Genomic DNA, 24,150 nt, shown 5'->3' with positions numbered 1-24,150 from the left:
GGCGCCGCGCAGAGCTCGGAAACGATCGCGAACGAGGTCGTCACCATCGGCACCGACATGGCCGGCGGCATCACCGCGTGCGCGGTGTGGCCGTGCACACCAGACGGTTGCGGATTTTACGGCCGTCATCGAGGTACTCCGCCTGCCGGGCCGTCAGGATGCCTGATTCGGCGCCCTGCTTGATGAGCTGGTGCAGCGGCTTCTTGCCCGCGTCCGGGATCCGGTCGCGCAACACGATCTCCACCGCGATCAGGGAGTGCATGACCGGCAGGAGGAAGGCGCATGGGGTGGGTCGATTTTCTGGTGCTGTGGTGTGCGGTGTGGGGTGGGGTGGCGCGGTGTGGGGTGGGGTGGCGCTGGTTGGGTACGGCATGTCGCTGGCCGGGGTGACCAAGGCGCAGCGTACGGTCCGGCTCACGGGGCGGATCGTGCGGGTGCGGGAGCCCCGGCACGGCGGGTCCCGGATGGGCGGGATCTCGGTGGTCGTCTCCTATCGTGACCCGGCCTCCGGGCAGCAGGTCACCGCGACCAACGACGGTGAGCGCGGCGAGATGATCACCGCGGCGTGGGAGGGCCGGGAGATCGGGGTCAGCCACCCGCGGGGCAGACCGCACGCCTACCGGTTCTCCAACATCCCCGAGGAGCCCGGTCGCGGGTTGTGCCTGCCGGGTTTCGCGGTCTTCCTTGTCTACGTCGGGCTGGTGGTCCTCACCGCGGTCGACGGGGGGTGGCCGTGGGCGCTGGTCGGCTTCGGCGGGCCGTGGGCGGTCGTCGGGGCCGTTCAGCTGCCCGGGGCGGTACGTGGCAAGAACGATCGCCTCGGCAGGCTGGCCGCGATGGACACCGCGCGGGGGCGGGTCGTCGCGGTCCTGAAGGACGTCGGCGTCGACCAGGACGACGGCCACACCTGGACCACCATCACCCCGGTCGTGTCGTTCACCACCCGCGGGGGCACGGCTGTCACCGCCCATTGCACATCGCATCTCCCGGACCCCGCCGGCGCGTACGGCCGTGATGTCACGGTCCACCACACGCCGGCCGATCCGGCCGACTTCACGCTGGACCGCGTGGCCGAGCACCGCTCGGGGAGGCACGATGTGGCGTTCCACATCATGGCGACCGTCGTGCTCGCGGTGACGGCCGGGGTGGGAGCGGCGTTGCTCTGAGGCCCTGGCCCAGGGGGACGGACTGCTCTTCCGCGGCGAGTGCCGGAAGGAGTGGTCCGGATGGCGGCCCAGGGGGGCGTTCGCTGAGGATGGCAGGGGCCGCTGTGCGGCTGAGCGAGCCGGAAGGGCCGGCAGGCAGAGCGAACTCGGCGCTCACGAGTGCGGCTTGATGTCGCCTACACCGGACCGTCGGCATATCGCACACTGACCGTCAGGCATGGTTTGTCATGTCCACACATCGATGGGGAGGATGCCCGGTGGAAGGATGCAGGTTCACGCGGCGCGCGGTGCTGACTGCCGCGGCCGGAGGGATCGCGATGCTCGGCTCCGGGGCGTTCGCCGGCACCGCCCAGGCGGCGACGGAACCGGCGGGGAGGACGGCCGCCGACCCGCCGGCCGGGACGGTACGCGTGTTCTGGCTCAAGCCCTCGGACGTGGCGAACGACCCGCGGTACCCCGACGGCATCACCGGCGTCATGCGGGAGTCGCAGCGCTTCTACCGCCAGGAACTCGGCGTGACGTTCACACTGAACGACCCGGCGGTGGAGGTGGTCCAGGGCAGCCACGGGCGGGCCTGGTACGAGAACACGCCGAACGGCGGTGAAGAGTACTGGTGGGTGGTTTTCAACATGCAGCAGGAGCTGATGGCCAGGTTCGGTCTCAGAGCCCCGGACCCGCGCTGGCTGTGCGTCGGCGAAGTCAGCGCGGAGAAGGCGGGTGTCTCCGGCGGCGGTGGAGGTGGCGGCTGGGTGATCCTCAGCGGCCACGACGCCGACGGTGCCGCCGGGACCAACGGCGCGATGAACCGGTGGTACGGCGGCATGGTGCACGAGTTGGGTCACGCCCTCGGCCTGCCCGACTCCTCGCGCACCGACGGCACACCGATGTCAGGCTCGTTCTACGACTATCCGAACTGTCACTTCAACCAGCAGCAGAAGGACAGGATACGGAACGGGCCCTACGGCAGCTTCCTGTCCTGAGCTCAGGGTTCTACCGCTCTGCCGGTCGGCTCATCGTCGACGGTTCGCCGATCCCGCGACGGAGGACCGCGCCTGCCGCGTCATCCTCAGCGATCGGCGTCCCGGCCGTTGCCGACAACTCGTTCGGCGTGAGAGCCGGGCACGGCGCCGGGCTGCCACGAAACGCGCAATTCGTGAAATACCGTAGTGCCATGGTGCGCGCCGGTGGTCTCCACGCCCATGGGCCGGGTGGGTCCGCGCCTTCGGGCCGGTCCCTGGCTCCGCTGCTCGCGGTCTGCGCGGGTTACTTCATGGTCATCCTGGACGTGACCGTCATCAACGTCGCCGTTCCGGTGGTGGGACGGGAACTGTCGGCGTCCCTCACCGGGATCCAGTGGATCACCAACGGTTACACCCTGGTCTTCGCCGGCCTGCTGCTCACCGGCGGTGCGCTGGGTGACCGGCTGGGCAACCGCCGGATCTTCTGCACCGGGGTGGTGGTGTTCACCGTCGCCTCGGCCGGCTGCGGACTGGCCCGGAGCACCGGGACCCTGGTCGCCGCCCGACTGTTGGAGGGAGTGGGCGCGGCACTGATCGTGCCCGCCTCCCTCGCCCTCCTCCAACAGGCCTTTCCTTCACCCGCCGAGCGCTCCCGAGCCTTCGGCCTGTGGGGCTCCATGGCAGGTATCGCCGCCTCCGCCGGCCCCCTCCTGGGCGGGTTCCTGGTCACCACCGTGGGCTGGCGCTGGGTGTTCTTCATCAATCTGCCCGTGGGATGTGCCTGCCTGCTGCTCACGCTGCGCCGCGTGCCCGCGTCGGCCCGGCGCACGGACCGTCCCGTGGACTGGCCGGCCCAGTGCGCAGTCATCGCGGTGGTGGCCCTGCTCACCGCCGTCCTCAACGAGGCCGGACGGCGCGGCTGGACGGACCCACTGATTCTGACCGGGGCGGGCCTGTGCCTGCTGGCAGCCGCCGCGTTCGTCCTGCGCGAGCACCTGGCCCGCACTCCCATGCTGCCCCTGCGGCTGCTGCGCTCCCGCCCGATGAGCGGCGGAGCGGCCATCGGCCTGCTGTTCAACTTCGCCTTCTACGGCATGATCTTCACCGCCAGCCTGTACTTCCAGCATCAGCGGGGCCTGACCGCGCTGCGCACCGGGTTCGCCCTCTTCCCCGCGGTGGCCATGACCATGTTCGCCTCTGTCCTGTCCGGACGGCTCGCACGCCGCACCGGACACCGCCCGCTCGTGGTCACCGGCATGCTCCTGGGAGCGGCGGGCCTCGCGGGCTGGGCCGTGGCTGGACCTGACCCTGGCTATCCACTGCTCGTGGTGCCGATGATGGCGGTGGGCTTCGGGACGTCCTTCGCCCTCACCGGATCAACCACCACCGTGATGTCGGCCGCCCCGGACACGTACTCCGGCACCGCCTCCGCCCTGTTCAACACCACCCGCCAGGTCGGCAGTGCCGCAGGCGTCGCGCTGGGAGGCTCCCTGCTGGCCTCCACGGCCGGCTTCACCGCCGGACTGCGGACCAGCATGGCCGTCGGCGCGGCCGCGTACCTGGTGGCCGCCGCCCTCGCGCTCTTCTGCATCCCGCGGAAGACACCCCGCCACTCCCCCGACTGAATGGCGGCGGAATCGTCACGGGACGCGGAGGAGTCACCGGCGGTCGAGGAGGACGTGCCGTCGGGAGAGGGACAGCCTGCGCGTCGCTCCCGGCCGATCCCGGTGACGACCACCGTGACCTCGTCGCCGACCTGGGCGGCATCCGACGGGGCTCCCACGCGCGTCGGCGGCCCCCCGCGGCCGCCGCCCCCGGAACCGGACTCCCCACATCCACTTCACCGACTTGTGCGCCGGCTACCCGGGACGCCCCGTGCTGCGGCAACTCACCGCGGACATGGCGAGGTGGGACCGCGACAGCACTCGTCGGACCGAACGGCAGCGGCAAGTCGACCCTGTTCGGCGTTCTCGCCGGTGTGATCCATCCGGCATCCGGCGACATCCAGCACGCCGGAAAACGGCCACCCGCGTTCGTACCGCAGCGCGGAGCCGCCGGTGACACCCTGCCGCCCACCGTCCGGCAGACCGTGAGATGGGGCGCTGGGGCGAGCGCGGACCATGGCGTCGGCTGACCCGCCGGGACCCACGCAACCGTGGAGGCCGCGCTGGAGCGGCTCGGCATCGGTGACCTCGCCACACGCCAACTGGGGGAACTGCCGGGCGGACAGCGTCAACGCGCCGTCATCGCACAGGGACTGGCACAGGAATCGGACCTGCTGCTTCTCGACGAACCGACCGCGGGGCTGGCCCCGGAGGCCCGGGAACGGATCAGCGCTCTGCTGACGGCACTTGTCGCGGACAGCGTGCCAGTCGTCCGGCCACGCACGACCTGGGGGCCGCGCGTACGGCGGTCCTCGCTCAACTCCGCAGGCTCCCCGTCAGCCTTCGACCGTCACGCGCGGTACGTGGGAAGACGCGTACCGCGTACGACAGCCGCCATACGTGACGTCACCGCTCCTGCAGTCGTCAGCTCTGCCTCGACCGGCCGTACTCCTGCGCCATCGCGCCGGCGAAGTCGTACAGGATGACCTGTTCATCGCCGACAACCCAGGCATCATGACCGGGTGGGCAGACGAAGACATCCCCGGGCCCGATCTCGCACTCGGCGCCGTCGTTCATCCGGAGGCCCATCCTGCCCTGGACCACGTAGCCGTTGTGATGGACCTCGCAGCTCTCCGTGCCGGCCAGCGGGCCCACCGACTCGGTCCAGTGCCATCCTGGCTCGAAGGTGGCCACGGCGAAATCCAGCCCGGTCAGGTGGAGAACTTCGAGGTGGCCCCGCGGAAAGTCTCGCCGTTCATCGGGCTTTTCGATCGTCTTGACTTCCATCATGAGGGATCCCTCCAACCGCCCCCTCGTCCTTCCATGGTGCTGCCGCCGGAGGGTCGGTGGCCACCCGGGGCGGCAAAGGTCTCGGAAAGCGGTCGCGAGCAGCTCCGCATCCCTCCTGCGAGAGGGCTGTGGAGTCGCACAGCACCCGGAACCGGACGCCCCGCGCCAGGGTCGAGTAGTCCCCGGCGGGTCACGGCGCCGTGATGTGCCTGGTGACATCGGTCCTGCGGCGCGGGAAAAGTGGCGCGGGAAGGACGGCGCGGAAACGTCGAACTCATGATCGTGAGGTGCTCCGGGTGCATCTCGGCCTCCCGTAACCGGGTCCGTACGAGCCTCACACGCCCATGCGCCCGGCACGTCCCGGGGGCCGGGGCGGCGGCGGACCGAGGGCTGCGGCCGGGACACAGGTCGCGGCCGACGAAGTTACGAACCCTCTGTGAACGCGGTGGCGTGGTCGGCGGCCCACTGGCGAAACGTTCGCGGCGCCGTCCCGAGGATGTCGGCCACCGCAGTGGTGATGTACGCGGGCTGTCCGACCGCCGCGCTCCACGCACCGAGCAGCATGTCGACGACCGAGCTGGGCGCCGTACCCTCCGACAGACTTCGGAACTCGTCCGGCGTCATCTCCTCGCATGCGATCCGGCGCCCCAGGACGTCACCGACGACGTCCACCTGTGCGGCTTGGGTCAGCGATTCGGGGCCCGTGAGGACGTAGTCGCCTCCGGCGTATCCGTCCTGATAGAGCGTTCGCGCCGCGACGGCTGCGACGTCGCGGTCGTCGACCGGTGCCGTCTCGGCAGCGCCGTAAGGCCACCGGACGACCTCGCCGGCTCGGATCGCGGGCGCCCACCAGGCCAGCGAGTTCGACGCGAGCATCCCCGGCCGGATGATCGTCGACTCCAGTCCGGTGGCCGCGATGAGCCGCTCAATGTCGGTGTGCAGCACTGCCATGGGATTGGGCTGCTGGAAGAAGGGGTGCGGCGTCTGGTGCGGAGAGGAGAGGAAAACAACCCGCCGCACGTGGGCTGCCAGCCGCTCGACGACTGCCGCGGCGGTCTGAGGCGGGGCGGTCCAGACGAGGAAGACCGCACCGGCGCCATTCAATGCCGGGTCGAGTGACTCGGGCACGGTGAGGTCGCCGGTGAAGACCTCGGCCTTCGCCGGCAGCGTTGCCGCCGCCTCGAAGCGATGGGCGAGAGCGCGGACCGGCACACCCGCAGCGAGGAGTTGGTCGATGACGATGCGGCCGACCCGGCCCGTCGCCCCGGTTACGAGCACGGGAGGAATGCCTGTCTGATTCACCCCACCATGAAAACGTTACTAGGTTAAAAAAACAACCTGGTAATAAATAACGGGGCTGCGGGCCCGCAAGAAGGAGCGGACCCGCGACGCCATCGGCGACGCGGCCGTCTCGCTGTTCCTGGAGCGCGGCTTCGACCGCGTCTCGGTCAACGACATCGCCGCGGCGGCCGAGATTTCCAAGCCGACCCTCGTCCGGTACTTCCCCACCAAAAAAGACCTGGTGCTGCACCGGTTTGCGGACCACCAGGCAAGGCGGCACGCGCCGTACGTGACCGCAGGTCCGGCCGTGAGCAGATTCCCGGGCTGCTGGAGCGCCATCAGCGCCGCACGGTGCGGCTTGCCTGGCAGATGTCCCAGCTGGGGCGTGGGAGCTATGCGGCCGGGCCGCCGCACGCCTCGCCGGCCTGCCGGCCGTGCCCGTTTCCCGCAGTACCGCCCTGCGCCTGCTGCGACGCCTGCCGCCGCCGCAGGCGGTCCCACGGTGATCGGCGTGGACGATTCCGCCCTGCGCCGCCGCCACCGCTACGCCACGATCATCACGGATGCCGAAACCGGCCGACGCGTCGCGGTCCTGCCCGACCGTGAGAGGGCCACCCTGGAGTCCTGGCCGCACGAACATCCTGGCGAGGTCGTGTGCCGCGACGGCTCGGCCACCTACGCCGAAGCCATCCGCCGCGCCCTGCCCGGCGCGGTGCAGGTCAGCGACCGATGGGACCTCTGAAGAAACCTCTGCGACAGAGTCCGGCCCGAGGTCCGCGCGCACACCGGCTGCTGGGCCACCTCAACCCGCCCTGCCCCGGCGGAGTACGCGAGCAGACCACCCGCGAACGCTGGAACAAGATCCACGACCTCCTCGGCCAGGGCGTCGGCCTGCTCGACTGTTCCCGCCGCCTGGGCCTGGCTCTGAACACCGTCAAACGCTATGCCCACATGTCCGAATCCCAGGCCCTGCTCATCGCCCCCGCCTACCGGCCCACCCTCGTCGCCCCCTACCGCGACCATCTGCGTGCCCGCCGCGCGGCCGATCCGGCAGTTCCTTTCACCCAACTGACTGCGAACATGTGGGAGTTGAGCTACACCGGCAGCGCGAACTTAGGCCGTATGGTTCGCATCCGAGTACCAGGGGACCCGGCTGTCGGCGAATTCGTAGGTGTACGTGGGCACGTGGCCGGACCCATGATCCGCGATCTGCTCGGCGTCCCGGAAGGCGACCGCCACCGCATCCAGAAGTGGCTGGACGTCATGCCGTCCCACACGGCGTCGGCGGAGGACCTCGCCGCCGAATCAGCGGCGTACTTCGCCTATACGGCCGAGCTGGTCGAGCTGCGCCGCGGGGAGCCGAGGGACGACCTGCTCACCCGCCTCGTGCGCGCACAGGACGAGGGACGCATCTCCTACGAGGAGGTGATCGAACTCGCCGTCGAACTGCTCACCGGGGGCATCACCACCTTCAACCAGATCCCCAACTGCTGCTGTCTGCTCCTGCGGCGCCCCGAGTGGCTGGCGCGCCTGCGCGAACACCCGTCGGACATCCCGGCGGCGATCGAGGAAGGGCTGCGGTACGTACCGCAGCCCACCGTCCTCGGCTTCCCCCCGGTACGCGACCGAGGACATCGAGGTGGGGGGAGTCACCGTCCACGCCGGGGAACCGGTCCTGGTCGACCTGCCGGCGGCCAACCGGGATCCGGCGGTCTTCCGCGACGCCGACACGCTCGTACTGGACCGGGTGCAGGAGGCCCCGCACCTGGCCTTCGGGCACGGGGCGCACTTCCGTGCCGGGGCGCGGCCGGCGCGACTGGAGCCGGAAGCCGCCGTGGGCACCCTGCTCGAACGCCTGCCCACGCTGAAACGGTCCGTGTCCGGCAGCGAACTCCGCTGGAAGACAGAGGCGATGATCAAGGGCCTCCACGAGCTGCCGGTCGACTGGTGAGGCCCGACGGGGACGACCGGGCCGGACGCGGAGCGCCCGGGGACGTGGTGCGTGTCCCCGGGCGCGTGGTCGGCGGCGGACCGCCGGTGCCGGTCCGGTGCGTACCGGTACGGGCAGGTGATGGCTAGTTGAGCAGGTACGCCTTCTCGATCGTGACCTCGTAGGCGTTACCGCTCGTGTCGGTGACCTTCGCCTTGAGGGAGACCGAGGTGGCGGTCGTCGGGTGGGTCAGGGTGATGTGGTGCCTGCCGTCCGTGCCCGTGCCGTAGGTGACCGGAGTGTCGGCCCACACCTTGCCTCCGTCGTAGGAGACCTGGACGGTGAGCGACCCGAGGTTGTTCTGCGCCGGGCCCCGGACATGGAGCGGGAACGTGACGGTCTCGCCGGCCTTCGCGGTGCTGGTCAGATCCAGACTCGGGGTGAAGCGGACGATGTTGATGGGCAGCTGCTCGGGGGCGCCCGTGACCTGCTTCGAGGTGAACGTCCAGGCGGCCACGAGCCGGCTCGTGACGGTCGCGATCCTCGCGGGGCGCGTCGCCTCCGTGCTTATCTTGTACGTGGCGGACTTGGCGGGAAGACCTTCGAGTATCCCGCATGCTCCGAGATCCGAGTCGACGATGCTCTTGCCGTCGACCGTGACCGTGGTGCGCTGCTTTGAGACCCCCGAGGTACCGCGGTGTCCCACCCCGTCGGTGAACTCGCCCATGCAGTAACCGATTTCGTTGCCGAACCGCTCGCTGCCCCAGCTTCCCTCCTTCGGGCTGAACACACCGACATTGAAGGTCTCCGAGTACGTCTTGCCCGCCTCGAAGGTCCTGGGGTCCGCGGACTCCAGGTCAACGCCGAAGTCATCGCCGTTATCCTGGTAGGCCGCGAGTTGCCAGGTCAGGTTTTGGGGCGTGGTGAAATAGGTCTTGGCCGTGGCGGGCAGGGCGAACGGCTCGGTCCCCAGGCCGATGCTGTACGCCGACGGCCCTGTCATATCGACCCAGCCCGGCAGGAGAGAGCCCGTACGGTTCTTGGCGGAGGAGCCGAACTTGGCGTTCACCAGGGCCAGTTCGCTCATGGCGGTCTCGTGGCTGAACCCCGTGTAGAACGAACCGGTGCGGTTGTAGACCAGGTTGTAGCTGGTGCTGCCCTTCTGCCAGAGGCCACCGACCTGCGCGTTCATCAGTGCCGTCGGGACCTGCGGGCCGACATGGCCGACGCGCACGCCGTTGAAGTCGTCCAGGTCCCAGAAGCTGGCACGAACCCGGTCACCCGCCTTTACACCGAAGCTCACATACGCATCGCGAAGCTCGGCGGAGTCCGGCGCGGTGATGCTGATCGGCTTCGCCGTGCGGGCGTCGAAAGTGACGGTGGAGCTCTCGGTGACGTTCAGCTTCGGCTGGACCAGCCAGGCGACATACGCATCGGTCTCCACGGCGGAGCTGAGCGTGTATGAGCCCTTCGGGAGCCGGACCGTGGCGGTACCGTCGCTGCTGTCGGCCGCCACATCCTCTGTGAAACGGCCGTCGTGGCTGAACACCCAGGCCGACGACGCGGTGGGCTTGCCGTTGTTGTCGATGAACTTCAGCGTGACGTCGTACGACTCGCCCTCACGGACGACGCCGAAGGTCGTACGGACGTTCTGGGCGCCGTCGGTGGACTGGGCGACGACCGTACCGGTGAAGGTGCCGTCCGTGCTGCCGAGGTTTGTTGCCGACCTGAGGGCGACGTTCGCCTTGCCGCCGGCGGGGACGGTGACCTTCGTGGCGCCGAGGACGAAGAAGCCGTCCGGGACCGCCTTGCCGCCTGGACCGGCCGTCTCCATCGACAGATCGAGGGTGACGGGCACCGTCCCGCTGTTGCTGTACGTGATCTCCTTGGTGACGGGCACGTCGAAGGTGTGCGGCCACGGCCGGGTGCCGAAGTTCACTCCGGCCTGCTCGCTGACGACGGTCTGGGTGATCGCCTTCGTCAGGTCGGCGCGGCCGGTGCCCTGCTGGTGCACGCCGAGTCCCGCGCCGGGCCTGGCCGAGGAGATCAGCGCCTGCTTGATGCGCTGGCCGGTCCAGTCGGGGTGCTGCTGGGCGAGGATGGCGGCGGCGCCCGCGACATGCGGGGTGGCCATCGACGTACCGGACATGGCCACGTAACCGTCGGCGGCCGGGTCGCCGATGATGCCCTTGGCGGCCTTCGCGGCGACGATGTCCACGCCGGGCGCGGTGATGTCCGGCTTCAGCGCCCCGTTGCTCGTCGGGCCCACGCTGGAGAAGTCGGCGATCTTGTCCTTGCTGTCCACCGCGCCCACCGTGAGCGCGGAGGTGGAGCTGCCGGGGGAGCCGACCGTGTTCGCGTACGGACCCTCGTTGCCGGCCGCGATGACGAAGAGGATGTCGTTCTCGGCGGACAGCTTCTTGGCCGCCGCCTCCAGCGGGTCGGTCCCCGGGGTGTCTTCGCCGCCGAGGCTCAGGTTGGCGATCCGCGCGCCCTGGTCGACGGCCCACTGCATGCCCGCGATGATGCCGGACTCGGCGCCCTCGCCATTGTCGTTGAGGACCTTGGCGTCGAGGATCTTCGCGCCGGGCGCGACCCCCTTGTACTTCCCGCCGGACTTGGCGCCCGAACCGGCCACGATCGACGCGACATGCGTACCGTGGCCGAAGTTGTCGACGGTGTTGCCCGAGCCCGAGAAGTCCTTCCGGGTGATCGAGACGTCCTTGAGGTCGGGGTGTGTCTGGTCGACGCCGGTGTCCAGGACGGCGACCTTCACGCCCTTGCCGTCATACCCGGCCTGCCAGGCCGTCGGCGCACCTATCTGCGGCACACTCTTGTCCAGCAGCGCCTTGTACTTGCCGTCCAGCCACACCCGCTCGATGCCGGGGGCGGTCTCACGGACCCCGGCCGGCGCGTCGGTGGGCTCGGTGAGCGCGTCCCAGACCTCGGCCGCCTCCTCCTTGGGCGCGGTGACCGCCTCGCCGCTGACGACCGGCAGCGTACGGCGCACCGAGACGTCCGCCTCCGCGATGGCGGCCTTGGCCTCCGCCTTCCGGCCCGCGTCCTTCTCGTACGAGACGATCAGCGGGAGCGAAGCCCGCCGCCCGTCGTCATATCCGGCCTTCCGCAGCACCGTCACATTGAACAGCCGCTGGTCCAGCTTCCCCTGGGCCACCAGCTGAGCGGCGTCCGCCGGCAGGACGTACACCTCGTCCCCGACGGTCCTGATGTTCATCCGCGTGCCCTCGCGGCCCTTGCCGGGCTCCACTCGCACCACGCGGCCCTCGCCGTTCATACGGACCTGGTCACCGGTGATCAGAGTGATGGAGCCGCCGGCCTCCGCCGGCCGCCCCTTCGCCTCCAACACCCCGACGTCGCCGGTCCCGGACGCGGTGGCGGTGTGCGCGGTGGCACCCGATACGAGCCCGGCCGTCAGCAGGGCGGCCACCATGGCCGCACCCGCTCTTTTTCTGTGAGTACGCAACACTTCCCCAACTGTTGAAGCACTGACCCGAACAAGCCTCCCGAGGCGCGCGCGTCCCCCTCGAACACGCCCCCGGAAACACTCCTGACAGAGACGAAGAACCCGACAAAACCGGGACCCACGATGCGTGCATAGTGCACTCAACTCATGCTCCTGCAGGCACAGTTGACGTGGGTCCCGGTAATTGGCGGCAACGTCGGGCGGTAAGACGACCAGCAACACCCACCGGTTCTGCCGCACGATCAACTTTTTTTCGCGTACGGCCGTGGCGTGGCCGGCGAACTCGCAGCCCGTCGCCCGTGGACCCGGGCAGCCCGGTTCCGGGAAGCGTGTCCTGTCGGACGGACGGTGCGGCCCGGCGAGTGGGGTCGGGCGGGGTCAGAGGATCCTGACCTTCCTCATGCTGACCCCGCCCGGGTGATTGGACCAGGTGAAGGCGGTGTTCTAGGCGACCGGCGACGGCCCCCTGTCCGCCGGGCCTGAACTGCGGAAACGCCCGGCTCCTGACGGCGGGGCGCGGAGGGGGTGATAGAGGGGTCCGCGGAGGGAGTCTCCCGGGCCTGGTCATCTGCGGTGCTCGCCACAGGGTGCTCCTGGAGGGGGTGGGGCGCGCCTGTCCCGCCATTCACCCCGTACAGGTGTGGTTTTCGGCTCCCGTGTGACGCCGGTCTTGGAAAACCCCTCCATCGTGACCGCATCGTGATCAACCCGGAGGGGAGAGTTCTCCCCCGTCAGCGGCCGGACTCTGTCCACAGGGCCGCGGTTCGAGCATCGGTTCCGAGGACGCCGCGATCAGCGGGACGGCCCATACGTTGAGAAACCTCCATGTACCCGAACCCCACCGCGCCGCTCGCCCCGATGACGCCGGACGCGGTGCTCAGTGCCTTTCGCTACCTGCGGGCTGTGGAGGCCGACGACACGGAAGCGGCTGCCGCATCAGCCGCCGACGAGCCGCGGATGCCTGTACTGCTCGCCGACGTCGCTGAGCGGATCGTCGCCCCGGTCACCGCCCTGTGTGGGCATCGACCCGGCCCCGTGCGACGACTCCTTCGCCCTGGAGGCCGTCGGACGAGTCCTCGCGGCCAGCCTGCGCAGCTGGGCGCAGTCCGGGCCGGACACGGCGGAAGGCGTTGCCCACTCGATCATCGACTTCGTCGCGCAGCTCCACACCCTGGAACAGAGTGGTGAGACCGTCGCCGGTGTACTCCTCCGGCTGAAGGCTGCGGGGATGGAACGGGCGACGGAGGCACATTCGGCAGCGGCCAGCGCGCACCCGGTGCGCCCGGCCATCGCGTAGTTCGCATAATGTCGTCACAGGGCCGACGACCGCCAGGACTTCCATCTCCACCGCGAGGGGGACTCCCGCGAAGGCCAGACCGTTCGAGATCGCCGGCCGGCGACAGTCTCCAACTACCAGGCGTCCATACAGGTCAGCGAGTCCCTATGCGCCAACTGCACCGCGACAGAGCAGGCGTGACGAGGGCCGAGGGGACCCGCCTACGGTTCGACGATGTGCCGCAGATAGGTGTGCGGGTCGGCGAGATAGCGGCGCCAGTGATCCACGACGCCGAGCTCCCGCCAGGCGGCCCTCCGCATACCGTGCTCACCGACCTCGATGATGTCCGCGCCCGGCAGTGCGGTCAGCAACGGGGAGTGCGTGGCACAGATGACCTGGCCGCCCTCCTTGGCCAACCGGTCTATGTGTCCGATCAGTTCGAGGCACGAGGAGAAGGAGAGCGCCGCCTCCGGCTCGTCGAGAACATAGAGCCCGGCGTGAAGGAACTTCCCGCGGAACGCCGCGAGGAAGCCCTCACCATGGCTGACACGGTCCGGCGAGAACCCTTCCCTGCCCAGGGCGTCCAGCGCGGTCTCGGCACGCAGGAAGAAACCTTTACGGGCCGACCAGCTGGTGGCCATACGGCGCCCGCGTCCCGAGGCGGCGTCGAATTTCATACGCTCGCCCAGGGCCGACTTGCCGCGCGGGGAAGCGTAGCGCCAGTCGTGGGAGCCGCCGTAGGAGTCCAGACCGAACCCCTCCGCCAACGCCTCGACCAGGGTCGACTTCCCCGAGCCGTTCTCACCGACCAGAAAGGTCACCGGCGCGGTGAACCGCAGCCCGTCCTTGAGCAGTTGTCGGACGCAAGGCACCGACCAAGGCCAGGTTTCCTCGTCGTACGAGGCGAGATGGGCATACGCGCGTTCGATAATCACGCGACCAGTGTCACCTGGACTCGGAAGGCGTACGTGCACCCTGTAGCCGGCCGCCCGATTGCACGGGGCGCCGCGCGGCGGTCGCGCTGCGCGTTCTGGAGGTGAAGGGGCGAAGGGGCGTCCCGGACGGCGGCGCACAGGCGGCGGAAGCGTCGCTCGGGAAGGCCGTGGAGCAACTGAGCGGCAACGGGGCGGGGCGGTGATACCCAGGAGGCCGTACAGGCGCTCCACGACGGTGCCGGGCAGGAGTGAACGCCCGAGCAGGAGAGGCAGATCGACTCCTGCGGCAGGTACGTGGCGCAGTTCGGTATGGACCGCTCCGAAGCCGTCCACGCGCCGGTCCGGGCCCGCGAGGGTGGGCTGACGGAACAGGGTGCGCAGGACGCGATCCGCCACTGGTGGGAGGCGCGCACACAGCACGCAGAGGTGTCCAGCGCGACCCTGGAGGCATTGGTCCCGGAATGCCTCAGGACCTGGGCGGCCCGGCCGGCGGGCACTGACGCCCCGTCACCTGCCTGCGCCGCACGCGGCGTGGGCGGGGGTGATACGGGTCCGTACTACCGGCCGAACCGGCACGCCCGGCCCCCTCCCCGACCATCCGGCAGGTGGAACCTGACGGCCGGCCGCGCAATCGCTTCGCCGCGGACCCGGGCCGCGGCGACCTGCTGCTCGCGGATCCTTGACTGAGCAGTCACGTCCTGGTGGAGCGGCCGTTCAACGGCCGCACGATGCTCGGTCCGTCCGGTCATATCGGCGGCGGAGCGGGCCCCGCGGCCCTCAGTACAGGTCGAGGACGGCGCGGAGCGGCTGGCTGACACGGTCCATGACGTCCTTGGCGACGGCGCCCCGGAGCTTCGCGCCGTCGAACCGGGCGGCCCTCATCTGCCGCAGGTTCACAGCCACAGCCACAGCCGTGCACGGCAGAGGGGCCGTGATCACGACGGACATCGCGGTGTCCGGATAGGCCCCGGGACGGTGCAGCATGATGACCAGAACCGCGCCGTACGCCTCCTCCATACCGTCGAGGGACACGACCAGGACGTCGCGTCCGTCACGCAGGGTCCAGATGTCCCCACGGTCCGCAGAAGGCCGCCCGCGCAGTCGAAGTCGTCACCGGGGCCCAGCGCGGCGAGGCGCCGTGCCGAGTCGAGTCGAGTCGAGTCGAGTCGAGGGTGGCCTGCCGCGATGCCGCGCGGACGATGTAGGCGTTGAGGGAAAGGCCCGCCGCTTCAGCGCCGGCCCGGATCGCGTTCGCCCCCTGCCCGAACTCATGGGCCCCGATCCTCACCGCGCGATCGTCTACAGTGTTGTAGACTTTCTAAGGGATGGGGCGGCACCACACGAGTGGCCGGGCGTTCCCGTCCAGGCACACCACTGCGGCCACGCCGACGGCCGGTTCACGGCTCATCGTGCTGGCTCTGCGCGGTGGCGTAGTCCTACGGATCGCCGCCGCCTGCTGGGGTCTGCTGGTGCGCCTCTTCGGCATGCAGTGGTTCACCGGCGTCATGGGCGGCCGGCTGGGGACGTGCCCATCCACCGTTGCCTACCGCCTGCCCGCCGACTTCCTCACCCACGCGAGCGATCCGGCCGCGGAACCGACGGAGGACCATGCGCCCCAAGATCCTGGTGGTGGAGGACGATCACGCCCTCCGTGACGTCCTGCGCCGTGGCCTGTACGAGGAGGACTTCGCCCCGGTCCTGGCCGCCGACGGCGCCACCGCCCTGCGCCTCGCCACGGCCGACGTCGCGGCGGCCGTACTGGACGTGGGCCTGCCCGACGCGGACGGTCGAGACGTGTGCCAGGCGATGCGCGCCAACGGCTTCCTCGCCCCAGTGATCTTCCTGACCGCCCGGCATCAGCTCACCGACACCCTGTCCGGCTTCTCCGCCGGAGGCGACGACTACCTGCCCAAGCCCTTCCACCTCGCCGAACTCGCCGCCAGGCTGAGAGCCGTACTCAGACGGACAGCCACCACGACGGTGGCCTCGGCCGGTGACCTGGTCCTGGACGCAGTGGACCACAGCGTGACCGTGCACGGCGCCCGCGTCACCCTGTCCCCCACCGAGTTCCGGCTGCTGGCCACGCTCGTCGCCGCCGGCGGGACCCTCGTGCCCCGCCGCGGCCTGGTGCGAGCCGGCTGGCCCGAGGGCGCGCAGGTCAGCGACAACACCCTGGACCAGTATTTGAGCCGACTGCGCCGCAAGCTGCGCGAGGCAGGCAGCGGCCTGACAATCGACACGGCGCGCGGGATCGGACACCGTCTGTCATGAACCGTGCCTCGCGCGTCCTGCGGCGCCTCGCCCCGTGCACCCTGCGTGGCCGCCTCTCCCTGGTGGCGCTTACCACAGCGGCCCTGCTCATGACGATCTTGACCGTTGTGTTCAACGCCGTGATGGACCGGCACCTGCAGCACCAGGCGGACGACGAACTGCACAACCGGGCGGCAGCGGTGGCCACGACCGTCGATACCAGCGGGTCCCGGGTGCGCGTTCTGGAATCCGTCAACGACCGGCTCCTCGACGCCAACGTGTGGATCTACGCCGGGACGCGTCTGCTGGAGAAGCCGCCGTCCACCACGACCAACGGCCCGCCGGCCCAAGCAGCCGACCGGCTGGCCACCCTGCCGAAGGATGTCTGCACGACCGTCCAGGCACACGATCACCGGCCCGTTCGGCTGTGCTCCCAGCACGTCCCGGGCCACCGCGCCACCGCCACCGTCATCACCGCTCTGGATCTGACTCCGTACCGCAGTTCGGCCGAGACCCTGCTGGTGGCGTCACTCGTCCTGGACGCGGCGATGCTCGGCTGCACGTACGTACTCACCCGCCTGTCCGTCGGCCGGGCACTGCGCCCGGTGCGGACGATGACCGATCAGGCCACGCAGTGGAGCGCTGTGGGCTCGGACGAGCGCTTCGGCACGTACGACCACCCGGCCGAGCTCGCCCGCCTCGGTGCCTCCCTGGACGCGCTCCTCAACCGCATACGCACCGTCCTGCGCCACGAACAGCAGCTGACGGCAGAGCTGTCCCACGAACTGCGCACGCCACTCACCCGGATCATCATGGAACTCGACTGGTGGCAGGCCCGTCCCCGTACGGACGCCGAGATCGGCACCACCCAAGCGGTGATCGCCGAGGCCGCCCAGTCCATGCAGGCCATCTGCGACACGCTCCTGAAAGACGCCCGCGAGAACGGGCTGCATCCGGTGACGGTTCCCGGAACAACCGACGTCCTACCCGTCCTGGACAGCCTGCTCCAGCGTCTCGACACCCCGGACCAGGTGAAGACCTCGGTGGAGACGGAAGCGCCGGTGCTGGAGGCAGGTGTCGCCCCCGCTCCCCTCGAACGCATCCTCAGCCCCCTGCTCACCAACGCCGCCCGCTACGCCCGCTCCCGCGTGACGGTGTCCGTGCGGCGCGTCCCCGGCGTCGTGCGGATCGACGTCGTCGACGACGGTCCCGGTGTGCCGGAGACGTTCGTGGACGAGCTGTTCCAGCCCGGCCGCCGCGCCGATCCCGGCGACGGGCACGACGGCGCGGGCCTGGGGCTGCCGCTCGCGCGACGCCTGGCCCGCGCCGTCGGCGGTGAGGTGTCCTACGCCCCCCGGCACACGCCGGGTGCCAGGTTCACGGTCAGGCTGCCCGCCGGGTGACCGGTGCCTGCCCCTCCTTCACCGACCGGCGTTCCCGCACGTGGGCGTATGCCATCAGCCCGAGCAGGACGGCGAGGAGCACGGCGGACGAGCCCACGGTACCCAGATCCAGGCCGCCCTTGGCAGCCGGCTTGGTGAGGAAGTCGCCCGCGGTGGCACCCAGCGGGCGAGTGAGGACGAAGGCGATCCAGAACAGCAGCACGTTCGGCACCACGGGCACCTTCATCAAGGCCACCAGCACGGCCAGCACTCCGGTCACGAGCAACGCGCCGCCCAGATAGCCGAGGCCGGAGCTGTCGGAGAGGAAGTCGCCCATCGATGTGCCGAGGGTGTTCGAGACGAGGATCGCCGCCCAGAACAAAGCCTCACCCCTGAAGCTGACGATGTCGCGGATCTGGAACGTCATCCCGCTCAGCTTCCAGGCAAGGAAGATCGCCAGGAGGATCGAGAGCAGGATCGCCGCTCCCTCCGGATAGCCGAGGCCCAGGCCCTGCGGTCCCCAACCCAGCTTCGTCGCGCCCTTCGAGAGGTATGTGGCGCTGGCGTCCCTGTTCATGAAGTCGGACATGGTCGTGCCGGCCATGGAGGTCGACAGGATCACGGTCCAGTAGAAGAACGGGTTGTAACGGCTGGAGCGCAGCTGGACCACCAGCGTCACGACGAAGACCAGGAACAGCACGACCGTGGTCAGGAAGTAGCCCAGCTTCAGGGTCTGCGCGAAGAGGTCGCCCGCTGTCTCGCCCAGGGTCGTCGCGGCGATCTTCATGATCCAGAACGCCAGGGTGACCTCGGGCAGCTTCTTCATCACCGACCTGGTCGTACCCGACGTGGCCGCCATGTCGAGGTCGCTGAGGAGCCCCGCATTCTCCATTCGATGTCTCCTGTCCGGTCGAACCGCAGGGCGCTCTTTCCGCGTGACGGGTCGAGCGACCTGTTGAGTGTGCCGGCCGCCGACGGTGGCCGAGATCTCCGACCGTCGCATCGGATGCCTGAACGCATCCTGAACACCTACCGCGTGGCAGGTCAGGGCGTGTGTCGAGCGTCAGGCTCGGGCTCGGTGGCGTCCTTGCGCGTCACGCTCAGGTAGACCACCAAGCCGAGGATCACGGCCAGGAACAGCGCGCTGGTGATCACGGTGCCCAGGCCCAGGCCACCGTCACCGGTGGCCTGGGAGAGGTAGTCGCCGACGGACGCGCCGAGGGGGCGGGTGAGGATGTACGCGATCCAGAAGCTCCACACCGCGTCCAGGCCCAGCGCGAAGTGCGCGATGGCCACCGCGGCGATGGCCGCGGCGAACACAACGGCGGCAAGCCAGTACCCGAGATCCATGCGCTCGGAGACCAAGTCGCCGGCCGCGGTGCCCAGGGCGAAGGTAAACAGCACCGCGAGCCAGTAGAAGGACTCGCGGCTGGCGGTGTCGATGCTGTGGATGGACAGCGTCCGCTCACGCCGATACCAGACGGCGAACACGATCGCGAGAAGGATCGCGAACACCGTCGTACTCGTCTCCAACGGCACGCCCATGTTGTCGGTGAGGTTGTCACTGATCAGGGTGCCGACGACGCTGATCAGAGCCACAGCGAGCCAGTACACGCCGGCCCGGTACGCCCTCGTACGGAACTGCACCACCAGGGCCGCGGCCAGCAGTACGCTCATCAGCACCGACACCCCGGTCAGACCCAGGCCGACCTTCTCGTTCAGCAGATCGGCCGCAGTCTCACCGACCGTCGTGCACAGCACCTTGATGATCCAGAAGTAGAGGGTGACCTCGGGCACCTTGTTCCAGCGCAGCCGGTGCCGCGCCGGAACGGCCCGTCCATCTGCCGTGGGGGACGCGGATGTCTCAGACGTTTCGTAGGTCATGGCCCACGAGAGTGCCACCGGATACCTGAACTCATCCTGAACGCTTGCGCAGCATCACGCGCACCACACCTCTTGCTCCAGCACGAGGGAGGCGCGCGAAACGCCCGCAGGGGTCGCCTTCCTGCCCGACACCGCGGCCGTGGGCACGGCCGCGGTACTCATTCCGCCGGCCACCGACACCGCCGCCGGAGGCGTGGAGCAAATCATCGGAACGGTCATCGGTGACGTCTCCGACGACTCGGTCGAAGAGCACAAGGACAAGGTCGACGAGCTCAGCGAGGAGGACCGGAGGAGGGTCTGGTCCGGCGGTGAATACATGGCCGACGGTTCGGAGGGAGAACGGGCGTCGACCGAGGCGGGGTAGAGCTTGCCCTCGGAGGTCCGCCCCGAACCCCACCGGTGGATCCACTGACCTGCTGGAGGGCTCAGGGGCAGACGGCGCGGGCGGCGGTGACGGAGTAAGGGATAACCGCGGTGGCGATGGTGGCCTCGCGGCGGTCGCGGGCGTCCTTGACCGGGGTGGAGCCGTGCAGAACCTCTCCAGGTACGTCATCGCTGACCGCTCGCAGACACGGACGCACCCGCCCGTGCGTGCCAACGAGCTCCCGCCGGAGAACGCATGCCCGCGGCCGACAGCCCGCTCGGCCGCCTCCTCAAACACCTGGCCGCCCCCGCCTCGCGGCGCTACCCGTCGACGAGGACGGGCCGGCTCATCGCCGCGCTGGCGGTACGTACGCCGTGCCGTACCGGTGGGCGACCAACACCCTGATCTGCGACCCCCGGCTGTTCGCGGCGGCCGGTATCGACTCCCCGCCGCGCACCTGGGCGGATTTCGAGCGGGACGCCAAGCGGCTCACCAAAGGCAACGTGGTGGGAACCGCGTGGCCGATGCAGGGCGATCCCAACGACCTGACGCTGCGCTTCCTCGATTTCGCCGTCTCCGACGGTACGGAGTGCCCGTCCGCTGGCTCTCCGATCCCGGCATCGTGCTGTGGGCGGTCGCGCATCCAGATCTGGGTCACCGCGCCGTTCGTGATGCTGATGGTCCCGGCGGCGCTGGCCACCATCCCCGCCGAGCGTTACGAGGCGGCCCGTCTCGACGGAGCCGGCGGTCCCGCGATCCTGCGATCCTGCGATCCTGCGATCCTGCGATCCTGCGGCACATCATCCTGCCCGCCATCCGCCCGACCACGGGCATCTGCGTGCTGACACTCGCGATATGGGCCCTCAACTCCTTCACGATCATCTGGGTCGCCACGAGCGGCGGGCCGGCCGGCGCGTCGACGATCCTGCCCATCCTTCTCCACCAGGCGTTCCAGAGAACGGGGATCAGGCTCTCGTGTCCGCGGTCGCACTGGTGCGGGTGCTCATCGGGGCCGTCCTCGCCGTCTTCTTCGCGCGGACCATGCGCACCGATCTCCAGGAGCAGACATGAGACTTCTGATCGGCCGCGCGTCCGCCCGCGCCGCGGTCTGGGGAACCCTGGTGGTCCTGCTGGTGCGGAGCCTCGCCCCGATCGCGGTCATGGTTCTCACGCCGTTCAAGAAGCGGGGTGACATCTTCGCCGTACCGGCCCGTCTGCTGCCCGCCTCGTGGACGTTCGAGAACTACGCCGCGGTGTTCACCTCGTCGTCGATGCCCCGCGCGCTGCTGAATTCCGTCGTCATCGGCTGCCTCGTCGCCCTCGCCACTCTTCTGTTCTGTTCTGTTCTGTTTCAGTGCCGGATACGCGCTGGCACGGTTCCGGTTCAGGTCGGCACGGCCGCTGGCCCTGTTCATCCTGCTCGGGCAGATGGTGCCGCTCACCGTGCTGCTGCTGCCGGTCCACCAGATCGTCTCGTCGCTGAAGTTGCTCGACACGGCGAGCGGGGTGGCGTTCGCCCAGCTCGCGATCACCGTGCCGCTCGTGACGTGGATGGTGCGCGACCGGATCGCGGCGATCCCGTACGAACTGGAGGAAGCCGTCCAGATCGACGGTGGTTCACGGTTCGACGCGGTCAGCTACGTCACGCTGCCCGTCTGTGCCCCGGGCCTGGCGGCGGCCGGGATGTTCGCGTCCTCCAGTCGTGGCACGAGTTCCTGTTCGCCTCGGTGATGGCCACGTCCACGGCCTCGCGCACCGCCTCCGTGGCACTGACGCAGTTCGCCGGCGAGTTCGATGTCGACCGGGGCGTGACCACGGCCGCGTCCGTCGTCCTCACCGTTCCCATCGTCATCCTCTTCGTCATCATGCAGCGGTACTTCACGGCAGGGCTGACCGGAGGGGCGGTCACAGGATGAGGATCAGCGACATCCGGTGTGCTCGTATCGGCCGGTCCCCCGTGCTCCGGATCCTGACGGACGAGGGGATCGACGGCTTCGCCGAGATCGAGTTCTCCAAGCCCTACGTGGCCGCGACGCTCGGGGTGTACCGCCCGCTGCTGCTCGGGGCCGATCCGATGGAAGTCGAGCGCTGCAAGCTCCGCATCCGGCAGCATGGGCGCGTCCACGCCGTGGGGCGCCGTCGTCTCGGCCATCGAGATCGCCCTGTGGGACGTGGCGGGCAAGGCTCTCGGCGTCCCCGTACACCGGTTGCTGGGCGGCAAGGTGCGTGACCGTGTCCGGGTCTACAACGGAGGCGTACGCATCTCGCTCGGCTCCCACACGCCCGAGGACTACGCGGCGTCGATGGCGCACATGGCCGCGGCTCCCGAGAAGTTCTCCATCTTCAAGGAAGGCGTGGGCCTGCACGGGTTCATGGCGCCCCATACGCCGGGCTTGAGAAGCTTGGCGATCTTGTCCCGGTCCTGGCGGGCGGCATAGCGGAACGAGTTCCGCAGCAGATGCACCACGCAGGTCTGCACGATCGTCTGCGGCCAGACGGTCTCCACCGCCTCGGGCAGGCCCTTGAGTCCGTCGCAGACCAGCATGAGGACGTCGCTGACGCCGCGGTTCTTGATCTCGGTGATGTGCAGCCAGTGTTTGGCGCCCTCGCCGCCGTCGCCCGCCCACAGTCCCAGGATTTCCCGCCGCCCCTCGGCGGTGCCGGCCAGGGCCACGTAGATGGGCCGGTTGGCGACCGCGCCGTCACGAATTTTCACGTGGATGGCGTCGATGAAGACCACCGGACAGACAGCGTCGAGCGGGCGACTCTGCCATTCGGCCATGCCCTCCAGCACTTTGTCGGTGATGGTGGAGACGGTCCCGCGGGCGACCTCGGCGCCATAGACCTCCGCCAGGTGGGGCCTGGACCTCGCCGATGGTCAAGCCCTTCGCGGCCAGCGAGATGACCATCTCGTCGGCACCGGCCAGGCGCTTCTGCCGCTTCTTGACGATCTTCGGCTCGAAGGAGCCGTCGCGGTCGCGGGGCACGGTTATCTCCACCGGGCCGACATCGGTCAGCACGGTCTTGGAGCGTTTGCACCGAACGTCTTACAGTCCCGAGAAGGACAGTCGTCACTCAGCGGAGTCGTTGCGGAGCGTCGGTTTTTCGGAGTCGGACGATGGCGGTTCGGGTGCGCGCGGAGTCAAGGCGATGGGAGTTCCAGGGCTCGGTTGTCGCGTCCGGCGTTCCTCTGGTTGAGCCAGCGTTCGTACCAGTCGAGGAAGTCGGTGGCCGAGGAGACGTCGGGGCCCCAGTGCCCATCGCTGTTGCCGATGAGGATGCGGCCGGTGAGCAGGCCCGTCACCCTCAGGATGCATACGTCGGTGCAGCCCATTTCACTGATGTGAAGGAAAAGGTCGCGTTCGTGTGCGCCGGGACCCGCGTCGCCGAAACCGCGGGGTGTTCCTGGTTCTCCGCGCGAATTCATGACAGGCAGGGAACACTGCTCCAGCGCCATGAGGCCATAGAACGGTGTCACGCTGGAGCCGGCGATGTGAGTGAGTAACTGCCGATACGCGTCCGGAAGAGCCGTATCGTGCTTGGCCTCGAACGCGGCGATACGTGTTTCCGTCAACGTCGGGCCGAGGCGGAACTGGTGGTGCTCTTCTCCGAAGGATCGCCACCAACGACTCTCACCACCACCGACACCAAACCGAGAGATCGCAGTCAGATCCCGCCCGGTCGGATTCCAGCGTCGCGGGCGAGCAGCGCGGCCTGTACCCGGTTGTCGCACCCAAGCTTGGTCAGGATGCGACTGACATAGGTCTTCACGGTGGCTTCGCTCATATGCAGCCGCCTGCCCGCGTCCGCGTTGGAGAGGCCCTCGCCGAGCAGCGCGAGCACGTCGCGCTCCCGCGCCGTCAGCCCGTCGACGCGCTGTCTGGCCTCGTCCGTGCGGGTGGTGGCCTCCGGGGAAGCAAGGGCGTCCACCGCGTGCCGGGTGGCCGCAGGCGAGAGATAGGCGTTCCCGGCCGCCGCTGCCCGCACCGCATGGATCAGCTCCTCGGGGGCGGAGTCCTTGAGCAGGAAGCCCACGCCACCGTGGCCGAGCGCGCGCAGCACGTTGTCACGCTCGCCGAATGTGGTGAGGATCAGCACCCGCACGTCCGGCGCGGCGCGGCGCAACTCGGTCAGGGCCGCCAGTCCGTCCATCACCGGCATCTGGATGTCCAGCAGAGCCACGTCCACGGCGGTGCCCCGGGCACTCTCCACCGCCTCACGGCCGTTTCCCGCCTCGGCTACGACGTCGATGTCGTCGGCCGAGGTGAGGATCATCCTGATGCCGGCCCGGATGAGCGGCTCGTCGTCGGCGACGAGGACCCGGATCACACAGCCTCCTGCGTGG

General features: G+C 69.4%; 23 protein-coding genes and 5 pseudogenes. 16 read left to right on the top strand and 12 right to left on the bottom strand.

All coding sequences use genetic code 11. The annotated features are described in order from the left end of the window. Nucleotides 1-70 precede the first annotated feature (70 nt). On the bottom strand, nt 71-262 hold the full coding sequence (locus tag ACFXPL_RS14330) for a hypothetical protein (protein ID WP_384917773.1): 192 nt from the start codon (nt 260-262) through the stop codon (nt 71-73). Nucleotides 263-350: 88 nt separating this feature from the next. Here ACFXPL_RS14330 and ACFXPL_RS14325 point away from each other — a divergent pair, with 88 nt between their 5' ends. The 4 genes and pseudogenes from ACFXPL_RS14325 (at nt 351) to ACFXPL_RS14310 (ending at nt 4,715) form a co-directional block, all read left to right on the top strand. Further along, entirely contained in the window at nt 351-1,166 is an 816-nt protein-coding gene (locus ACFXPL_RS14325; protein ID WP_384917771.1) for a DUF3592 domain-containing protein, read from the top strand. Nucleotides 1,167-1,453: 287 nt separating this feature from the next. Further along, nucleotides 1,454-2,146 (top strand): hypothetical protein, encoded by a 693-nt coding sequence (locus tag ACFXPL_RS14320; RefSeq protein WP_384917768.1) that lies wholly within the window; start codon nt 1,454-1,456, stop codon nt 2,144-2,146. 191 nt (nt 2,147-2,337) lie between these two features. Beyond that, nucleotides 2,338-3,750 carry an MFS transporter gene (locus tag ACFXPL_RS14315; RefSeq protein ID WP_384917765.1) on the top strand — a complete coding sequence of 471 codons (1,413 nt, stop codon included), beginning with the start codon at nt 2,338-2,340 and terminating at the stop codon, nt 3,748-3,750. Continuing rightward, nucleotides 3,711-4,715: pseudogene (locus ACFXPL_RS14310) on the top strand (ATP-binding cassette domain-containing protein). The gene ACFXPL_RS14315 and the pseudogene ACFXPL_RS14310 overlap by 40 nt, the downstream one beginning before the upstream one ends. Here the strand turns inward: ACFXPL_RS14310 and ACFXPL_RS14305 are convergent. Then, nucleotides 4,654-5,019 carry a cupin domain-containing protein gene (locus ACFXPL_RS14305; protein WP_384917762.1) on the bottom strand — a complete coding sequence of 122 codons (366 nt, stop codon included), beginning with the start codon at nt 5,017-5,019 and terminating at the stop codon, nt 4,654-4,656. The pseudogene ACFXPL_RS14310 and the gene ACFXPL_RS14305 sit on opposite strands and share 62 nt — an antisense overlap. Nucleotides 5,020-5,442: 423 nt before the next feature. Continuing rightward, nucleotides 5,443-6,297, bottom strand: coding sequence for an NAD(P)H-binding protein (locus ACFXPL_RS14300; protein WP_384917759.1), 855 nt, complete (start codon nt 6,295-6,297; stop codon nt 5,443-5,445). A 70-nt stretch (nt 6,298-6,367) separates the two neighbouring features. Here ACFXPL_RS14300 and ACFXPL_RS14295 point away from each other — a divergent pair. Then, a pseudogene (locus ACFXPL_RS14295) lies at nt 6,368-6,487 on the top strand (TetR family transcriptional regulator); the annotation flags it as partial. After that, a pseudogene (locus tag ACFXPL_RS14290) lies at nt 6,475-7,416 on the top strand (transposase); the annotation flags it as partial. The pseudogenes ACFXPL_RS14295 and ACFXPL_RS14290, both read left to right, overlap by 13 nt. A gap of 189 nt (nt 7,417-7,605) precedes the next feature. On the opposite strand, the gene ACFXPL_RS14285 reads toward ACFXPL_RS14290, so the two are convergent. After that, nucleotides 7,606-7,935: a hypothetical protein gene (locus tag ACFXPL_RS14285; protein ID WP_384917756.1), complete on the bottom strand. Its 330-nt coding sequence runs from the start codon at nt 7,933-7,935 to the stop codon at nt 7,606-7,608. Nucleotides 7,936-7,939: 4 nt separating this feature from the next. Here ACFXPL_RS14285 and ACFXPL_RS14280 point away from each other — a divergent pair, with 4 nt between their 5' ends. Further along, a complete protein-coding gene (locus ACFXPL_RS14280) occupies nt 7,940-8,251 on the top strand; it encodes a hypothetical protein (protein ID WP_384917753.1) in 312 nt (103 codons plus the stop codon). A 124-nt stretch (nt 8,252-8,375) separates the two neighbouring features. Here the strand turns inward: ACFXPL_RS14280 and ACFXPL_RS14275 are convergent, their stop codons facing one another. Continuing rightward, nucleotides 8,376-11,681: a S8 family peptidase gene (locus ACFXPL_RS14275; RefSeq protein WP_384917750.1), complete on the bottom strand. Its 3,306-nt coding sequence runs from the start codon at nt 11,679-11,681 to the stop codon at nt 8,376-8,378. Between the two features lie 1,048 nt (nt 11,682-12,729). On the opposite strand from ACFXPL_RS14275, the gene ACFXPL_RS14270 reads away from it, so the two are divergent. Then, complete coding sequence (locus tag ACFXPL_RS14270) at nt 12,730-13,011, top strand: hypothetical protein (protein ID WP_384917748.1); 282 nt, start codon at nt 12,730-12,732, stop codon at nt 13,009-13,011. A 200-nt stretch (nt 13,012-13,211) separates the two neighbouring features. On the opposite strand, the gene ACFXPL_RS14265 is transcribed toward ACFXPL_RS14270, so the two are convergent. Both ACFXPL_RS14265 and ACFXPL_RS14260 read right to left on the bottom strand, forming a co-directional pair. Further along, nucleotides 13,212-13,925: an AAA family ATPase gene (locus ACFXPL_RS14265; protein ID WP_384917745.1), complete on the bottom strand. Its 714-nt coding sequence runs from the start codon at nt 13,923-13,925 to the stop codon at nt 13,212-13,214. A 777-nt stretch (nt 13,926-14,702) separates the two neighbouring features. After that, the gene (locus ACFXPL_RS14260; RefSeq protein ID WP_384917742.1) at nt 14,703-14,957 is read right to left on the bottom strand and encodes a hypothetical protein; all 255 of its coding nucleotides are present in this window, start codon (nt 14,955-14,957) and stop codon (nt 14,703-14,705) included. Nucleotides 14,958-15,533: 576 nt separating this feature from the next. On the opposite strand from ACFXPL_RS14260, the gene ACFXPL_RS14255 reads away from it, so the two are divergent. Further along, a complete protein-coding gene (locus tag ACFXPL_RS14255; RefSeq protein ID WP_384917739.1) occupies nt 15,534-16,196 on the top strand; it encodes a response regulator transcription factor in 663 nt (220 codons plus the stop codon). Next, nucleotides 16,193-17,578, top strand: a complete 1,386-nt coding sequence (locus tag ACFXPL_RS14250) for a sensor histidine kinase (RefSeq protein WP_384917736.1) — start codon at nt 16,193-16,195, stop codon at nt 17,576-17,578. Before ACFXPL_RS14255 ends, ACFXPL_RS14250 begins: the two co-directional genes overlap by 4 nt. Here the strand turns inward: ACFXPL_RS14250 and ACFXPL_RS14245 are convergent. Together ACFXPL_RS14245 and ACFXPL_RS14240 are read right to left on the bottom strand one after the other, a co-directional pair. Then, on the bottom strand, nt 17,559-18,449 hold the full coding sequence (locus ACFXPL_RS14245; protein ID WP_384917733.1) for a hypothetical protein: 891 nt from the start codon (nt 18,447-18,449) through the stop codon (nt 17,559-17,561). The genes ACFXPL_RS14250 and ACFXPL_RS14245 overlap by 20 nt on opposite strands. Nucleotides 18,450-18,601: 152 nt before the next feature. Beyond that, nucleotides 18,602-19,441 carry a hypothetical protein gene (locus tag ACFXPL_RS14240; protein ID WP_384917730.1) on the bottom strand — a complete coding sequence of 280 codons (840 nt, stop codon included), beginning with the start codon at nt 19,439-19,441 and terminating at the stop codon, nt 18,602-18,604. Nucleotides 19,442-19,547: 106 nt separating this feature from the next. Here ACFXPL_RS14240 and ACFXPL_RS14235 point away from each other — a divergent pair. The 6 genes and pseudogenes from ACFXPL_RS14235 to ACFXPL_RS14210 all read left to right on the top strand — a co-directional run. Next, nucleotides 19,548-19,766 (top strand): annotated as a pseudogene (locus ACFXPL_RS14235) (hypothetical protein); the annotation flags it as partial. Between the two features lie 155 nt (nt 19,767-19,921). Next, nucleotides 19,922-20,650: an extracellular solute-binding protein gene (locus tag ACFXPL_RS14230; RefSeq protein WP_384917892.1), complete on the top strand. Its 729-nt coding sequence runs from the start codon at nt 19,922-19,924 to the stop codon at nt 20,648-20,650. Between the two features lie 445 nt (nt 20,651-21,095). Next, complete coding sequence (locus ACFXPL_RS14225) at nt 21,096-21,536, top strand: ABC transporter permease subunit (RefSeq protein ID WP_384917889.1); 441 nt, start codon at nt 21,096-21,098, stop codon at nt 21,534-21,536. Continuing rightward, complete coding sequence (locus tag ACFXPL_RS14220) at nt 21,536-21,721, top strand: hypothetical protein (protein WP_384917727.1); 186 nt, start codon at nt 21,536-21,538, stop codon at nt 21,719-21,721. Before ACFXPL_RS14225 ends, ACFXPL_RS14220 begins: the two co-directional genes overlap by 1 nt. Then, nucleotides 21,718-22,035 (top strand): hypothetical protein, encoded by a 318-nt coding sequence (locus tag ACFXPL_RS14215; protein WP_384917902.1) that lies wholly within the window; start codon nt 21,718-21,720, stop codon nt 22,033-22,035. Before ACFXPL_RS14220 ends, ACFXPL_RS14215 begins: the two co-directional genes overlap by 4 nt. After that, on the top strand, nt 21,917-22,243 hold the full coding sequence (locus ACFXPL_RS14210; protein ID WP_384917725.1) for a hypothetical protein: 327 nt from the start codon (nt 21,917-21,919) through the stop codon (nt 22,241-22,243). Before ACFXPL_RS14215 ends, ACFXPL_RS14210 begins: the two co-directional genes overlap by 119 nt. Here the strand turns inward: ACFXPL_RS14210 and ACFXPL_RS14205 are convergent. From ACFXPL_RS14205 to ACFXPL_RS14195, 3 genes and pseudogenes are all read right to left on the bottom strand, one after another. Beyond that, nucleotides 22,195-22,837, bottom strand: a pseudogene (locus ACFXPL_RS14205) (IS256 family transposase); the annotation flags it as partial. The gene ACFXPL_RS14210 and the pseudogene ACFXPL_RS14205 sit on opposite strands and share 49 nt — an antisense overlap. 110 nt (nt 22,838-22,947) lie before the next feature. Then, the gene (locus ACFXPL_RS14200; RefSeq protein ID WP_384917722.1) at nt 22,948-23,379 is read right to left on the bottom strand and encodes an SMI1/KNR4 family protein; all 432 of its coding nucleotides are present in this window, start codon (nt 23,377-23,379) and stop codon (nt 22,948-22,950) included. Between the two features lie 92 nt (nt 23,380-23,471). Next, nucleotides 23,472-24,134 (bottom strand): response regulator, encoded by a 663-nt coding sequence (locus ACFXPL_RS14195; RefSeq protein WP_384917719.1) that lies wholly within the window; start codon nt 24,132-24,134, stop codon nt 23,472-23,474. Nucleotides 24,135-24,150: the final 16 nt, after the last annotated feature.

Source organism: Streptomyces sp. NPDC059092, from assembly GCF_042756365.1.
In the GTDB taxonomy this organism is placed as follows: Bacteria; Actinomycetota; Actinomycetes; order Streptomycetales; family Streptomycetaceae; genus Streptomyces.
This window is presented reverse-complemented; position numbering and strand designations above follow the sequence as displayed.